This is a genomic window from Bdellovibrio sp. HCB-162, assembly GCF_047344985.1.
Taxonomy (GTDB): domain Bacteria; phylum Bdellovibrionota; class Bdellovibrionia; order Bdellovibrionales; family Bdellovibrionaceae; genus Bdellovibrio.
This window is the reverse complement of sequence record NZ_CP178861.1, coordinates 1338145-1351881: the sequence shown is the minus strand read 5'-3', so window position 1 is coordinate 1351881 and position 13737 is coordinate 1338145. Positions and strand designations below refer to the sequence as shown.

17 protein-coding genes and 2 tRNA genes are annotated in these 13737 nt (G+C 43.6%); 5 read left to right on the top strand and 14 right to left on the bottom strand.

All coding sequences use genetic code 11. The features are described from left to right. The first annotated feature begins 93 nt into the window (after positions 1-93). Positions 94-1740, top strand: a complete 1647-nt coding sequence (locus tag ACLSSO_RS06645; RefSeq protein WP_413944434.1) for a methyl-accepting chemotaxis protein — start codon at positions 94-96, stop codon at positions 1738-1740. Here the strand turns inward: ACLSSO_RS06645 and murJ are convergent. Continuing rightward, positions 1712-3220, bottom strand: a complete 1509-nt coding sequence (gene murJ, locus ACLSSO_RS06640) for a murein biosynthesis integral membrane protein MurJ (protein WP_413944433.1) — start codon at positions 3218-3220, stop codon at positions 1712-1714. The two genes, ACLSSO_RS06645 and murJ, sit on opposite strands and share 29 nt — an antisense overlap. A gap of 117 nt (positions 3221-3337) precedes the next feature. Between murJ and rpsT the strand changes: the two genes are divergently transcribed. After that, on the top strand, positions 3338-3601 hold the full coding sequence (rpsT, locus tag ACLSSO_RS06635; RefSeq protein ID WP_295904469.1) for a 30S ribosomal protein S20: 264 nt from the start codon (positions 3338-3340) through the stop codon (positions 3599-3601). Here rpsT and ACLSSO_RS06630 read toward each other — a convergent pair. The 3 genes from ACLSSO_RS06630 to ACLSSO_RS06620 form a co-directional block, all read right to left on the bottom strand. Beyond that, positions 3594-3950, bottom strand: a complete 357-nt coding sequence (locus tag ACLSSO_RS06630; RefSeq protein WP_295904467.1) for a PilZ domain-containing protein — start codon at positions 3948-3950, stop codon at positions 3594-3596. The genes rpsT and ACLSSO_RS06630 overlap by 8 nt on opposite strands. 93 nt (positions 3951-4043) lie before the next feature. After that, positions 4044-5066: a DNA polymerase III subunit delta gene (gene holA, locus ACLSSO_RS06625; RefSeq protein WP_295904465.1), complete on the bottom strand. Its 1023-nt coding sequence runs from the start codon at positions 5064-5066 to the stop codon at positions 4044-4046. 17 nt (positions 5067-5083) lie between these two features. Continuing rightward, entirely contained in the window at positions 5084-5659 is a 576-nt protein-coding gene (locus ACLSSO_RS06620) for an LptE family protein (protein WP_295904464.1), read from the bottom strand. A 65-nt stretch (positions 5660-5724) separates the two neighbouring features. On the opposite strand from ACLSSO_RS06620, the gene ACLSSO_RS06615 reads away from it, so the two are divergent. From ACLSSO_RS06615 to ACLSSO_RS06605, 3 genes are all read left to right on the top strand, one after another. Further along, positions 5725-6891, top strand: coding sequence for a pyridoxal-phosphate-dependent aminotransferase family protein (locus ACLSSO_RS06615; protein WP_295904463.1), 1167 nt, complete (start codon positions 5725-5727; stop codon positions 6889-6891). Then, positions 6888-7874 (top strand): D-2-hydroxyacid dehydrogenase, encoded by a 987-nt coding sequence (locus ACLSSO_RS06610; protein ID WP_295904462.1) that lies wholly within the window; start codon positions 6888-6890, stop codon positions 7872-7874. The genes ACLSSO_RS06615 and ACLSSO_RS06610 overlap by 4 nt, the downstream gene beginning before the upstream one ends. A 62-nt stretch (positions 7875-7936) precedes the next feature. Further along, positions 7937-9235, top strand: coding sequence for an adenylosuccinate synthase (locus ACLSSO_RS06605; RefSeq protein ID WP_295904461.1), 1299 nt, complete (start codon positions 7937-7939; stop codon positions 9233-9235). Between the two features lie 18 nt (positions 9236-9253). On the opposite strand, the gene ACLSSO_RS06600 is transcribed toward ACLSSO_RS06605, so the two are convergent. The 10 genes from ACLSSO_RS06600 to ACLSSO_RS06555 form a co-directional block, all read right to left on the bottom strand. Continuing rightward, positions 9254-9973 carry a DUF6624 domain-containing protein gene (locus ACLSSO_RS06600; RefSeq protein WP_413944432.1) on the bottom strand — a complete coding sequence of 240 codons (720 nt, stop codon included), beginning with the start codon at positions 9971-9973 and terminating at the stop codon, positions 9254-9256. A 9-nt stretch (positions 9974-9982) separates the two neighbouring features. After that, positions 9983-10576, bottom strand: a complete 594-nt coding sequence (locus ACLSSO_RS06595; RefSeq protein WP_413944810.1) for a YdeI/OmpD-associated family protein — start codon at positions 10574-10576, stop codon at positions 9983-9985. A gap of 113 nt (positions 10577-10689) precedes the next feature. Then, positions 10690-11313 carry a CsgG/HfaB family protein gene (locus ACLSSO_RS06590; protein ID WP_413944431.1) on the bottom strand — a complete coding sequence of 208 codons (624 nt, stop codon included), beginning with the start codon at positions 11311-11313 and terminating at the stop codon, positions 10690-10692. Between the two features lie 7 nt (positions 11314-11320). Continuing rightward, entirely contained in the window at positions 11321-11557 is a 237-nt protein-coding gene (locus tag ACLSSO_RS06585; RefSeq protein ID WP_413944430.1) for a zinc-ribbon domain-containing protein, read from the bottom strand. A 9-nt stretch (positions 11558-11566) separates the two neighbouring features. Beyond that, a complete protein-coding gene (locus ACLSSO_RS06580) occupies positions 11567-12025 on the bottom strand; it encodes a hypothetical protein (RefSeq protein WP_413944429.1) in 459 nt (152 codons plus the stop codon). Positions 12026-12029: 4 nt separating this feature from the next. Continuing rightward, positions 12030-12347 carry a helix-turn-helix domain-containing protein gene (locus tag ACLSSO_RS06575; RefSeq protein ID WP_413944428.1) on the bottom strand — a complete coding sequence of 106 codons (318 nt, stop codon included), beginning with the start codon at positions 12345-12347 and terminating at the stop codon, positions 12030-12032. 347 nt (positions 12348-12694) lie between these two features. Further along, positions 12695-13108 carry a HEPN domain-containing protein gene (locus ACLSSO_RS06570; protein WP_413944427.1) on the bottom strand — a complete coding sequence of 138 codons (414 nt, stop codon included), beginning with the start codon at positions 13106-13108 and terminating at the stop codon, positions 12695-12697. Then, a complete protein-coding gene (locus ACLSSO_RS06565) occupies positions 13101-13466 on the bottom strand; it encodes a nucleotidyltransferase domain-containing protein (RefSeq protein ID WP_413944426.1) in 366 nt (121 codons plus the stop codon). Before ACLSSO_RS06565 ends, ACLSSO_RS06570 begins: the two co-directional genes overlap by 8 nt. A gap of 21 nt (positions 13467-13487) precedes the next feature. After that, positions 13488-13563: transfer RNA gene (locus tag ACLSSO_RS06560), tRNA-Glu, on the bottom strand. A gap of 26 nt (positions 13564-13589) precedes the next feature. Continuing rightward, positions 13590-13665: transfer RNA gene (locus ACLSSO_RS06555), tRNA-Lys, on the bottom strand. Between the last annotated feature and the right edge of the window lie 72 nt (positions 13666-13737).

The following is a 13737-nucleotide window of genomic DNA, read 5'->3' as shown; positions in this document are numbered from 1 at the left end:
TCATAAAACTAGACTCCGCCTATCCGGTTAGTATTCCGAATAAAATTCGGTCAAAGATGTTAAGAAAGCATCAAAAAAATATTGGAGTCGAAAATGGAAAATTACGGAATTTCGAGTTGGTTTCGCGGAATCAAAGGACGTTTGTTATTTGCTGCATTTTTACCGATGATCGGTTTTGCAGTTCTGGGAACAGTGGCCTATTCAGGCGTTGGCAAAGTCCTCAACCTTTTAAGTGTCGCAAATGAGCAAGTCATCCCGACCTTCGATGTGGTTGGAGAGATGCGCCAAGCACGCAATAAATATCTCTATCAAGTGTGGTCAGCCATGCAATATGCAGACAACAAAACCGAGCTCGCAGCCCGTGTGAAAGCGGCTCGCGAAGGCTTTGAAGAGTTTAAAAAAGCTCAAGAAACTTATGATCCAGTTCCACGCACGCCTGAAGAAGACAAAGTGTATCAGGAAGTGAAACCAACCTTCTCTGAGTTCTATGCGGAGATGGAGCAAGTTCTCCGAATGGTTGAATCCGGAGAACCCGCAAAAATTGAAACAGCAAAAACTCTTCTCAATGGTCGTATGAATGAACTTGCTGTCGGCATTCGCAAATGGAATGGCGCTGTGAAAGATATTTATGCACAAATGGCGAAGGAAGGTGTCGTCCAAGCAGCAGAAACAGAAAAATTTGTTAAGAATATGGTGATCATGGTCACACTATTCAGTGGTATCGCGATTTTCGGGGTTCTTCTTTGGATTGCAGCTCGCATCTCTAGCTCCGTCGGCTCTATTGCAGATCGTTTGACAACAGCGGGTGGCCAAGTAGCAACATCTGTTGAGCAGTTAAATGAAGCTGGTAACAGCCTTTCTCAATCTTCCACTGAAGCCGCAGCGTCACTTGAAGAAACCGTCGCGGCCCTTGAAGAAATGACTTCGATGGTTCAGATGAATTCGGACAATGCGAAACAAGCAGCCGCCTTGTCATCATCGTCTCGTGATTCGGCAGAACAAGGTGAAAAAGAAATTCAAAGCCTTATTAAGTCGATGACTGAGATCTCTCAATCTTCGAAAAAAATCGAAGAGATCATTCACGTGATTGACGATATCGCTTTCCAAACAAACTTGTTGGCTCTGAATGCCGCGGTTGAAGCCGCTCGCGCCGGAGAACAAGGGAAAGGTTTTGCGGTTGTCGCTGAAGCCGTACGTGCCTTAGCACAGAGAAGTGCTTCTTCTGCGAAAGACATTTCAAGTCTTATTAAGGAATCGGTGTCGCAAATTGAAGAAGGAAGCAAAATTGCTGACGAAAGCGGTACTGTTCTTACGAACATCGTAACCTCCATCAAAAAAGTTGCGGACCTCAATAATGAAATAGCCGCCGCAAGTGCAGAGCAAACAACGGGTATCCAACAAATCGGTAAAGCTATGAATCAGTTGGATCAAGCTTCTCAATCCAACGCAGCTTCTGCAGAAGAAATCGCCGCGACAAGTGGTGAGATCAGCAACTTGGCTGTAACTGCACAAAATCTGACAGTGGAATTGAACTCAGTGATCTTGGGAACGGATAAAACAGCTCACTCCCCTTCTGTTTCAGAAAAGACAGAATCTAAAAAGACACCGACTAAAAAATCCAACGTCGTGAAGTTCCAGGCGAAAGCAAAAACGCCGGCGCACGTACCAAGCAAAGCCTCTGAAGTGATCCCCTTCGATGACGACGGCCGCGCTAAAGTCGGAACAACGGACGGATTTTAGTAAACTCCTCGCAGCGAAGCAACGCTGCGAGACCGAAATAGACAACCACAGCACCGAGAATGGTGATGAAGAGGGCGAGCGTTTGCAGCCCTCTTCCTATTTCTAATGAAATGAAATCGTAAATTTTTAAAGTCAGAGCCAACCCAGCTCCTGCGACAACAAACTTTCCTAAAGACTTTAGAAGACTTTTCCACGCAAAAGATAAATTCCAGAAGCGAAGTCCCGCAAGAAGAATGACCGTATTTAGAAAAGCAGAAAGAAGTCCAGAGAACATCAACCCCACCAAACCATAAGATTGCATAAAATACGGCGCTAAGGTCACGTGCACAACCAGGCACACAACAGAAACCACGGCAGGAAACAATGTGTTCTTAATCGAATAATAAAGCGGCATTAAAACGCGACTGCAGGAAATTAAAACCAAACTCACAGCATAGACTTTTAATACGGATGAGGTCGCTACGGCATCGGCAGAAGTAAATCTTCCGCGCAAAAATAAAACCTCAATGATAGGCTCTGCTAAAAAGAACAAACCCAAAGCAGCTGGCCACGCCAAGAATAAATTCATCAGAAAACTTTCCTGCGAAGTCTCACGAAATTTTTCTTGGTCTTTTGCCGCAGCTAAAGCACTTAACGTCGGTAACAAGGCCGAACCAATGCTCACTGAAATCAAAGACAGCGGAAGTTCCAACAAACGATCGGCCCAATAAATATACGAAATCGAACCTTCGGGAAGAGAACTCGCAAAATACAAATTCACCAGCGTTGAAAATTGCAAAAGTCCCATTCCGATAAGTCCCGGAAGCATATTGCGCAGAACTTGTTTAACGTCATCGTTCCAAATTTTAAACTGAATGCGTGGTAGGTAATCGCGACTCTTAAGAGCAACCCATAAAAGCAATGCCTGCAGGAATCCACCGACAAACACACCCCATGCCAGCCCGTCTCCCCTCACGGGAAACCACTCAGACGGCATAAACGTGAACACCAACATTGAGATATTCAGTAATGCCGGAGCCGCCGCAGGAAGACCGAAGCTCCCCAGCGCATTTAAGATTCCCATAAAATAAGCGTAGGAACAGACAAAGAACACAAAGCCAAACATGATGCGGCCCATGCGCACCGTAAGGTCCCATTTCTCAGCCAAAGAACCGTAAGAGTCAGAAAGCAATAAACGGAAGATGTCTTCGGTAAAGATCACTCCCAAAAGTGTCAGAACTCCCAACACAATTAAAAGAAGCGTATAAAGACTGTTAGCTAAGTTTTTGGCGCGAATCCCATGCGGGTCCTCGGTTTGAGCTTCCATAAAAACGGGAATAAAGCTCACAGAAAGCGAGCCTTCGCCCAAAAGTCGACGGAAAAGATTGGGAATGCGGAAAGCCGCCGTCCACGCATCGGTGACCGTGCGATCGAATAAGGCGCCCAAAGCCACGTCCCTTAATAAGCCCAAGATGCGGCTAGTTAAGGTCCCTGAAGCCATCAAAAAAGCCCTTTTAAAGACCTTTTTGCGATCTTCCTTTAATCCGCTTGCTTCCCGAGACACCCTATGTTAATCCCTTTGTTTCTGTTTAAATAAGATTACTGTGGAGGTTATCCCTTGGCAAATCATAAGTCTGCAGCAAAAAGAGCTCGTCAGTCTATCCGTAAAACTGCTGTTAACAACGCTCGCAAAAGCACTGTTAAAACAGTAGAAAAAAGCTTGGTAAAAGCTATTCAAGCTAAAGATGTTAAAGCTCTTCCTGAGTTGTTGAAGAAGTTCACTGCTCAAGTAATGAAAGCTGCTAAAACTGGCGTTATTAAGAAAGAAACGGCTTCTCGTAAAATCAGCCGCCTTTCTACTCGCGTTTCTGCAACTAAGTAATCGCGTTTGCTCTTGCTGATACGAAAGATCGGATTTGTCTTTTGATAGCGAATTCGATCTCGTTAAAGCTCAAGCCGTGGGTGACTCTTTGGTCACCCTCTTTTTTTTGCGTGGATCGAACGACACCGCGTAAGAAGACAAAATCCCCGCCGGGAACTTGAAAGCTGACAACAAGCTCGTGGCCTTCACTCAAGACATAGTCTGAAATGATCGACATGCCACCCTCGCCCACTTCTCCGGAATCACACACAAAATAAGATCCATCACAAAGGACTCCTACTTTGCGTTTCATCGCGCGACGTGGATACTGACGGCGGAAATAACCTTTATCTTCAAATGGCTTGTTCATCAGGATTCTTATCGGAATCTTGAAAGGAAAACTAAATTGCAGAAAGACGGCCGGACCCGCGGATGCGGAGGATGCCGTGGCTGGACTATAGCCTTAGTTTAACGAATACGAAGAGTTCGAGCTGCACGTCTTAAGAACCATGTTCTCAAGCCAAATGTGACTAGAAAGCGGAGACGACTTTAAAGCTTTATCCGTCTCAGAGAGCACCACCAAGGTTTGCTCTAGCTTCTTCATCGTCCAAAGTCGGGACTGATCCAAGTAGCTTTCTAAAAAGTACGGCGGCACTTGCGCATAGTGAGCCAGCTTTGCTCCATGAAGGCCTTCTTCGGCTCCTCTTTTTAGAGTCAAAAGAATGCGCACATGACGGGCCACCAAAGAGATAATACCGATTTCGTTCTGTCCTTGATCAAGCAAATGAACCAAGTGCTCAAGAGCTTTCACGCGATCGTTTTCACCGATAGCTTTTGTAAAATCAAAAACGTTTTCTTCTTTAGAGCGAGACACCGCTTGCGCGACGTCAGCCATTTCAATACGACGATTGCCACCGACAAAATCGCCGAGCTTTTTTAGCTCTGATTCGATTTCAGTCAGATGATGACCGACAAGTTTGTGCAGCAATTGAATCGCATCATTGCTGATCGTAAGACCCAAAGATTGCGCGATATAATTGATCCAAGAAGGAATCTGATTTTCGTAAGGCTTTTTAAATTCGACACAGTCGGCTTTATCAAGCAACAAACGAATTTGTTTTTTTCTTTTATCCACGCGCGAAGCAAGAATCACAAAAACAGAACTGTCGACAGGGCTTTCAATCAATGTTTCCAGCTCTGCCCATTCTTTGTCTGTGAGTTCTTGCGCTTCTTTTAAGATAATCAAACGACGAGCGGCCATCATCGGCAGGGTTTCAACAGCATCGCGTACGACACTCACGTCAGCGTCGCTAGCATAGAAAAGGCTGTAGTTGAAATCCACCGCGCCCTCAGTGAGGACGGCGTATTTAAAACGTTCTACGGATTGGTTGAGGAGATAAGGCTCTTCCCCGAAAAGGAAGTACAAGGGCGCAAGCTGACCTTTTTCAAGATCTTTATAAAATTTTTGCGCATCAATGAGTGCCATCTAGTTGCTAAACCCTATTAGAAATTTTCAGTAATACGGTCATGAGCTTCCGTCATAATGTCGTTAGCCATGACGTCAATGTTCTGCCTTCGCGCAGAAAGATTGTAAAGAGGATTTACGGAGTTCACGCCCGCGAGCGTCACCTGAGGTGCTACATAAGTACGCTCTCCGCTGAACGATCCACTCCAAAGTTCCGTTCCGTCCGCCTGTCTTACAACTTTGACAGTCACTGTAAGAAGGATGCGATATTCTGACGCGATGACGGTGCCTTTAGGAAGATACAACTCCCCTTCTTTTCGTGGCGAACTTGGTAAGTACTGAATCGTATCGATTTGTCCCACCACAGCCACTTCAGACAAAGAATTGTCCACAACGCGGGCAATACGCGAACGTTGGAACTCTTGAATCAATGCATTTGTGAAAGCGACTTCAATCCCTGTCTCTTGAGTTTTATTTTTAAAAACCGGGACAGAGATCTGGCGATAACCACCAGGAATGCTGCGAGTCGCAGCCCCCAAACGGTATGCACAACCTGTGAGCAAACCAGAGAGAGAAACAGCCAGAATGAGAAGACCTTTAAAGATTGCGTCCACGACCCCAGTTGAGTATAAAATTAGGGAGAAGTCATCTCAAAAATGGCGACTATCAAGGAAGAAAAATGACATCTCTCACTGACGAATACAGTTTATTGGCGCCGGGCCCCGTGAACCTCCATCCTGAGGTGCGCAAAGCTTTGGCACTTCCTATGATTCACCATCGGACTCCGGAATTCGATAAAATTCTCAAAAGAGTTTTGGCGGGAATTAAAACCGTTTTTCAAACGAACGAAGAAGTCTATCTTTTGACAGCAACGGGTTCTGGCGGAATGGAAGCACTTCTGGTGAACATCCTTTCGCCAGGAGATAAAGTCATTGCCATTGTTTCAGGCAAATTCGGTGAGCGTTGGGCAGAGATGGCGAAAACTTTTGGCGCCAATGTTCTAACGATCGATGTTCCTTGGGGTGAGACCGTCAAAGTTTCTGATGTTGAAGAATTGTTGAAGAAAAATCCCGACACTCGCGCCGTTCTTTGCCAGGCTTGCGAAACCAGCACCGCTGTTGCTCATCCAATTAAAGATATTGCGGCTGTTGTTAAAAATTACTCTGAGACTTTATTCCTTGTCGATGCCATCACAGCTTTAGGTGCTTACGAAATCCCGATGGATGCTTGGGGTATTGACGGGATTGTCGCGGGTTCGCAAAAAGCGTTCATGCTTCCGACAGGAATGGCCTTTGTCGCCTACTCGCAAAAAGCATGGAAGTTTGTCGATCAAGCGAAGTGTCCAAGATTTTATTTTGATCTTCGTAAAGAGAAAAAAGCCAATGGCGCAGGAGAAACTTTTTATTCTTCCAACGTCGCGATCATTCGCGCTTTGGATGTGGTTTTAAATCTGATCAACGCCCAAGGCTTGGATAAACTTTTCCATGATATTCATCGCCGTGCCGAATTTACTCGTCAGTTCGGACAGAAATTGGGATTCACTCTTTACGCAAAATCTCCAAGTGATTCGGTGACCGCTCTGGTGGTTCCTCCGCAAATGGACGGGCAAAAAATTCGTCTGCATTTGGAGCAAGTTCACAACATCACGATCATGGGCGGCCAAGATCAGGCGAAGGGAAAAATCATCCGCATCGGCCATATGGGTTACATTCGTGATTACGAACAAGTGCGCTTGATTGAATGCCTGGGTCATACTCTGCGCCATTTTGATCCTGACTTTATGTCGCTGGAACATGTTTCCAATATCGCACAAGAGGCGAAAAATTATTTGGAGCAAAATCCATGAAAAAGAAAATCTTAATCACGGATCGTTTTGCGCAAGATAGTTTCTTGTATTTGCAACAGCACAGTCATTTTGAAGTCGTGCGTGCCGATCATCCTCACCATCTGCCTTTAGAACATTTGGTCAGCGCCAATGCTTTGATTATTCGCAGTCGCACGCGCATTGACGAAGAGCTTTTAAAAAAAGCCCGCCAGTTGCAATTGATTATCACGTGCACAAGTGGTTTTGATCATATTGATTTGCACGCGACTCAAAAATGGGGCGTCACTGTTATGCACACGCCATCGGCGAACATTGAATCGGCGGCGCAGCTCACTTGGGGCTTGGTTTTAAATTGCGTGAACAACATTCAACAGGCTCACAAAATGGTGAAGGCTGGTGAGTGGAAACGGGATTTGATTACGGGAATTGAACTTGCCGGTCGCAATTACGGAATTATCGGATTAGGTCGTATCGGAACTCGTGTTGCTGAGATCGCGCAAGCCTTCGGTATGAATATCGTTGCTTATGATCCTTACCAGGAAGACTCTGTATTTGAGCGTCTGAAAATTCCTCGTTTAAGTTATGAGGAAGTTTTGAAAACGGCGGACATCGTGAGCTTTCACGTTCCCAAGACTTTGGAAACAGAGCATATGCTCAATCGCTCCCAATTTGAATATATTCACCGTGGTATTATTTTGATCAATACGTCGCGCGGTTCAGTGATTAATGAAAATGATCTCTGCGAGGCCATCGAAAACGGCTGGCTGCGGTCCGTCGGCTTGGACGTCTTTGAAAAAGAACCTCTGCAAAGAAACTCCAAACTTTTGACTTATCCTAATGTTGTTTTGACTCCCCATATTGGAGCAAATACGGAAGACGCCTTCTTTAAAGCGTCCCAGGTTGCAGCTAATAAGCTTATGGCGTTCTTTGTGGATGGCTCGACCTCTGACACCCTCCCCCCAAGAGCACCTTGGTATGGAGCGGCTCCATTTAAAGGCGAATAAAACTTGCCTCGGCTCCTCTCTTAAGAGACATTTTCTAGGGTCTTTTTTGAGGGGATTTTTCCATGGCAGGTATTGTTGTTGTCGGAGCCCAATGGGGCGATGAAGGTAAAGGTAAACTCATTGACGTCTTCGCTGAAAAAGCAGACATGGTTGTTCGCTACCAAGGCGGCGCCAACGCAGGCCACACTCTTGTGGTGAACGGTCAAAAAACAATTCTTCACTTAGTTCCAAGTGGTATCTTGAGACCTGAAACAACATGCGTGATTGCTCCGGGAGTTGTGGTTGATCTTTTCGCGATTCGCGATGAAATCAAAAAGTTGAAAGACTCAGGCCTTTTGCAAAATCCAAAACAATTGATGATCGCCGATACGGCGACAATCATTCTTCCCTATCACAAAGCTTTGGATGCCGCTCGTGAAGCAGCTCTGGACGATAGCAAAATCGGAACAACAGGAAAAGGTATCGGACCTGCTTACGAAGATCGCGCTTCTCGCAGAGCGGTTTTGTTCGGTGACATCTTTGATCGCGAATCTTTAAAAGCCAAAATTGAACTCGCCCTTCGCGAGAAAAACTTCATGCTTGAGAACTACTACAAAACAAAAGGTTTCAAGCTTGAAGACATCATGGCGGATCTTGAAAAAGTGGCGGAGGAATTGGCTCCATACCGCACGAAAGATGCGTCGTTGTTTATTTCTAAAAACTTGAAATCCGGTAAGAGAGTTCTTTTTGAGGGTGCTCAAGGAACTATGTTGGATATCATGCACGGAACTTATCCGTTTGTGACAAGTTCTTCGACATTGTCAGCGAATGCCTGCGCAAGCGCGGGTATCGGTCCAATGAACATTCAAAAAGTCATTGGCGTTTTCAAAGCTTACGCGACTCGCGTGGGTGGCGGCCCATTCCCGACTGAGTTGACGGATGAAGTGGGACAAAAAATCCAAGCTGATGGTCACGAGTTCGGTTCTACAACGGGACGCGCTCGTCGTTGCGGTTGGTTGGATCTTGTTGCATTGAAATATGCGATTCGTGTGAATGGCATTACGAATCTTGCGATGATGAAGTTGGATGTGCTCACAGGCCACGATCGCATTGGCGTGTGCACCGCTTACAAAATCAATGGCGAGATTGTGACAGAGCTTCCGACGTCTCCTTATGAACTTTCAAAAGTGGAACCTGTGATTGAATGGATTCCTGGTTGGAAAGAAGATTTGACGAAGGTTAAGACTCTTTCTGATTTGCCAAGACCGACGACGAACTACATTGATTACTTGGGTTCTCAGTTGGGCACACCGATTGATGTGATCTCTGTAGGCCCTGGTCGCGAACAGACTTTGTGGGTGAAGCCTTTGTTTAACAACTAAGGTTTTTCGAGATTTTTTTTAGTGGCAGATATCTTTGAAAAGGGCTTTATACTCAGCCATAGTACGAAGCCCCATACTTTTTCTTCTTTTATCCACATTCTTTTCATCTTCGATAGGCCAAGGCTCCCATTGGCCCGGGCCCACGCATTGCCCTTGAGTTCCGTAGCGCTGAGGTTTTCGATTTTTAGGGTCATTAGAGGAAATAGCCACACGATCAAAAAGGTAAGCATAGTTTGCGGGCTTTGTTTCTTGTAGAGGATAAAGCCGCTCTAAAATCGTGAGGACTTGTTTTTGGAATTCAACGTCAAGATCAGCGTGTTGAACCAGAAGCCAACCTTGATTATCAGCCTTCTCTCCAAAGACACTGATTTTAAACCATTCATATTTTTTTAAAAGCATTTTAGTATCAGCCGTGTTTTGACTGTCTAACTTATTATTGCGTTTAAAAAACTCTTGGTTGAACTGATTTCTTTCATCAACGGAATAGTCTTTTTCAATGGGAGTGCTCCAGTAATTTCTCATGTATTGATCTATTTCAAACATGTGATCAAGTTTGGATTTAACCCATTCGATACTATCTGTATTTTCCGGCGTGACCGAAAAATCCTTGTTCATTTTTTCTATTTTATGGTCGTAGTCCTTCAAATCCTGCTCAACACGCGGATAAGTCGTCGTGCACGCACTATTTGTTGTGATGAGGACAAATATATAAATCAGAAAGTGAAATTTAGACTTCATTTGATGATATTAATGGAACTTCTCACCTTTCGCCATCATTTCCAAAATCATCTTCATGCGCTTTTCACGAGTTTCAGGTGTTTTGGCAGTTTGCAGCCGATAAGCGATCGAATAGAGATTTGTTTTATTCAGCGAATTAAAAAATGCTTCCGCTTTTTTGTTCTTCTTAAGAGCCTTAAGAAAATCTTCCGGAATGGTCGCCTTACTTGGAGAATCGTAAGCCGCTTTCCATCGTCCATCTTTTTTAGCTGCTTCGATCTCTGCGAGTCCCGCCTTCTTTATTTTGCCAGCTCGCAGGAGTCTCTCAGCGTGCTCGGTGTTCTTTTTTGACCAGACACTTCGAGGACGTCTGGGCGTGAATCTTTGTATCCAAGAATTTTCGTCGTAAGCCTTTTTCTGCCCATCGATCCATCCATAACAAAGAGCTGCATCGAGAGCTTCAGCATAAGTCGGAGACTTTTCAGCGGAACCTTTTTTCTGTATCTGAAGCCACACCCCGCTTGAGCGCGCATGGTTCACCCTCAGCCACGACAGCCACTGTTTTGCCGACTCAAAAGAAAGAATATCTTTTTCACTGGATTTTTTCTTAGCTCGAACACCCATCATGATGTCCACTATAACGAATCAAAATACTTGTGCAAATAAGTTGGCGCTTCCTGGTGCCCGGGTCTTAGAACAGTAGGCAAATTTAGAAATAAACAAATAGTACTTTTGCATTAATTTTCTGACTCAGTAATACCATTTTGTACAGCTTGTTCTCTTTGTCTCTGGGCTTCTTCTTGAGATTCAGCTTTATATTCCATTAAACGAGCGGTAATTGGTTGAGACTTAAAATCTTTTGGATATGCTTCAACTAATTTTGTTACAGTATCATCCCATTGAGCGGTGGTTCCCCAGTCCGTCTTAACGATGTTGTCTACCGCTGTAATGACTTCTCCAGTAGAAGTATCCATCAAGTTAATAGATTGCTGGCATTCATGTCCCATACCTGTCCAATAAGAAATATCTTTGCATTGAACATTCGCGACCACGACAGCACCGGCTCCATATAATTTTCCATAAATAGCGAACTTCTCGCGGTCCTCAAAGCGATCAATAGACTTGCGATGAAGCATATCTTGTTCTTCCTTGATAGCTTTTAGTCCTTTAGCTCTGTCTAAAACAATGAAAGCTCCATTTTTTACTAGTGCTGTCTGAAGCTTTGCATACTCTTTGGCAGAAATAGAGGCGCTATCAATCATTATCCTCATGGATTTATCTGAAAATTTAGTTCTTTTCTCTTTAGATGCACAACCAACAAAAGCTAAGCACAATATTATTGAATAGATCCAGGTTTTCATTTAGTCCTCACTTTGTAGCAGCAGCTAGTTCATAGCCGCAGTGAATACATTTTTTAGCCTTTGGCTTAATTTTCTCAGCACACTTGGGACAATCCACAGCCTCTTTACTGAGGAAGATCATAAGAAAACACAAGGGACCTAGTAGAGCTCCTCCAATAAAAGACTTCACCATTCCCATGCCCTTGCGCTTGCCAATAACAATTCCTATGAGCCCACAAAAGATCATTACAGCGATATAGCCCATACTTAACTCCTATTTCCCGCGCAAAAAGTCTTCGTTGCTTTGTTGACTATTACGTTCTTTTTCAAGTGACAATGGATATTCAAAAGCTTGTTGTTCCTCCTGTCGCAACTTTTCAGGATCATCAATACTGATCTTTTCTTGTTTCAAGGTGATGTATCTGATTGATTTGAGATAAGCACAGTTTCTTTTTTGATCTCTTTCCCAGTTAAAGTACCAGGTACTTCCTTCGACAAGATCAAAATAGCAATATGTATCCTTATCAGTGCCACAAGCAGAGTAGTGGGAAATAAGATCATTCGGATTGATTTTTTCCTTCAAGTTACAAAATCTAGTTTTACCGCTTGAAATATCATCCAATAAGGTAGATTTATTCTTTGAGGTTTTTGCATGACCTTCAGTCATAAAAAAGAACATCAAAACACCAGTCAACATCAGCAATAAACTATGATTAAGAAATACCTTCTTCATTCCATTATCCTTTTGTGGTTTTTACTTTCTTGATTGTGATTTCGTAAAGTCCTGTATGAATTTCTGTTTTATCCAAAAACTCTGCCAAATCCCCTCTTGGATCTCGTTCTCCGAATAAAAGATAATGTGTACTCACTCCAAAATAATTTGCCAATGCTTTGATAGTTTCAGCTTCACGAGGAATGCGTTCATCATTCCCTATCCATTCTTGGACCGTTCTATAAGGAATTGAAAGATCTCTAGAAAGATCCTTCGCCGTTAATCTCTTCTGCCCTAAAAGAGCTTTTAATGTATTTCCAAAAATATTTTTATTCTGTTTCACGCCACTATCCTTCGTCAGATAACAGAAATTGCTTTAGTTGGTTGCACAACAATGTGTTTGATGTACATAGTAATGTACGAAACAAACACATCACCGCATTTTCGCATCTTTTTGAAATTTCGATTTCTCGCATCGGCGCACTCTCTAAGACCCTCGTCGGATACAGCGTTTTGCAAATGAGGCTAGTTCTCGCAGTCGAGAAATCTTTCTTGTGCACGAGAATAAGTTTTTTTGTTTGGTATGAATTTAGGCAGTTAAACAGCAGAACGGAAAGGGCGTTAGAAATCGAGTGCAACGAATTTGCAAAAGTCCCAACGATTAGTAATAGAAAGATTTTTACCAATTGTTTATTTAAGAGGTAAAGGCTCACCCACACGAGATGAAAGATCTTCAAAAAGATTTTTTGCAACGTTGACGGCATCGGATACACGCGTGGAGGTTAACGATGGAAGTCTGTGCTCAAAATCAGGATATCGATATTCCACAGCATAAAGCGTGAACTCTGAAAGAGCTGGATATTTTTCAGAGAAGTCAGGGTATATTCTTAAAAGATTTTCTATAAGTTTATTCATGTCATGGGTTTTGAACACACGGATATTATGAAATGTTAAAAACCCCTTAATAGCTTTTTCTGCACATTGCTGAGAATGAAATACGATGGCACCAAAAAAATCGGCTTCACTAGGATTAAGATAGGTCGCAGCTTTTAGATCAGCGCGAGCTTTAGCAAACCAAAGGCGTGTGGATTTCTCATTAGCCACAAGATAGCTCCACACCTAAATTGTATGCTGCCTCAGGAATTGAATTGAGTTCATTCTTCCATTCATTGAACTCGGTTTCCTCGTAAACAAAAACATCCACCGAGACGTCAAGATCGAAAAGTGCTTGTCGCGCAAATTGCATATTCTCCAGACGTGATTTTTCAGTCTTACTAACGACGACAACAAAATCATAGTCACTATTAACTCGATTCAAACCTGTCACACGCGAGCCAAAGAGATAAATATGCAATGGATTGAATAGAGATTGAAGTCGCGAAACAACGAGAGATAACTTTGGATCTTCAGCTAAAATTTCTTGAGGATTCTTTTTAAAAGGCAGTTCTGATTCATAAGACATCGTAACCTACCTGAAAAAATTTGGCGTTCCCAAGGGGATTTGAACCCCTGTATCCTCCGTGAAAGGGAGGTGTCCTAGGCCCCTAGACGATGGGAACGTGTAGAGAAAACAACGAACAAAAAATGGTGGCTCGCGATGGATTCGAACCATCGACCCCTTCATTAAAAGTGAAGTGCTCTACCAGCTGAGCTAGCGAACCACTGTCCGTTTAGGAAGTGCTAATTTGTAGTAAGCGGGGGACAAAGTCAATACGATTTCTTGCAGTTTTTTA

Coding starts and splice junctions, on each gene's coding strand:
- ACLSSO_RS06565 (WP_413944426.1), bottom strand. CDS start 13,466: ATGTCTTATGAATCAGAACTGCCTTTTAAAAAGAATCCTCAAGAAATT.
- ACLSSO_RS06580 (WP_413944429.1), bottom strand. CDS start 12,025: ATGAAGAAGGTATTTCTTAATCATAGTTTATTGCTGATGTTGACTGGT.
- ACLSSO_RS06630 (WP_295904467.1), bottom strand. CDS start 3,950: ATGAACAAGCCATTTGAAGATAAAGGTTATTTCCGCCGTCAGTATCCA.
- ACLSSO_RS06610 (WP_295904462.1), top strand. CDS start 6,888: ATGAAAAAGAAAATCTTAATCACGGATCGTTTTGCGCAAGATAGTTTC.
- ACLSSO_RS06615 (WP_295904463.1), top strand. CDS start 5,725: ATGACATCTCTCACTGACGAATACAGTTTATTGGCGCCGGGCCCCGTG.
- ACLSSO_RS06590 (WP_413944431.1), bottom strand. CDS start 11,313: ATGAAAACCTGGATCTATTCAATAATATTGTGCTTAGCTTTTGTTGGT.
- ACLSSO_RS06605 (WP_295904461.1), top strand. CDS start 7,937: ATGGCAGGTATTGTTGTTGTCGGAGCCCAATGGGGCGATGAAGGTAAA.
- ACLSSO_RS06600 (WP_413944432.1), bottom strand. CDS start 9,973: ATGAAGTCTAAATTTCACTTTCTGATTTATATATTTGTCCTCATCACA.
- ACLSSO_RS06585 (WP_413944430.1), bottom strand. CDS start 11,557: ATGGGCTATATCGCTGTAATGATCTTTTGTGGGCTCATAGGAATTGTT.
- ACLSSO_RS06595 (WP_413944810.1), bottom strand. CDS start 10,576: ATGGGTGTTCGAGCTAAGAAAAAATCCAGTGAAAAAGATATTCTTTCT.
- ACLSSO_RS06645 (WP_413944434.1), top strand. CDS start 94: ATGGAAAATTACGGAATTTCGAGTTGGTTTCGCGGAATCAAAGGACGT.
- holA (WP_295904465.1), bottom strand. CDS start 5,066: ATGGCACTCATTGATGCGCAAAAATTTTATAAAGATCTTGAAAAAGGT.
- murJ (WP_413944433.1), bottom strand. CDS start 3,220: ATGGCTTCAGGGACCTTAACTAGCCGCATCTTGGGCTTATTAAGGGAC.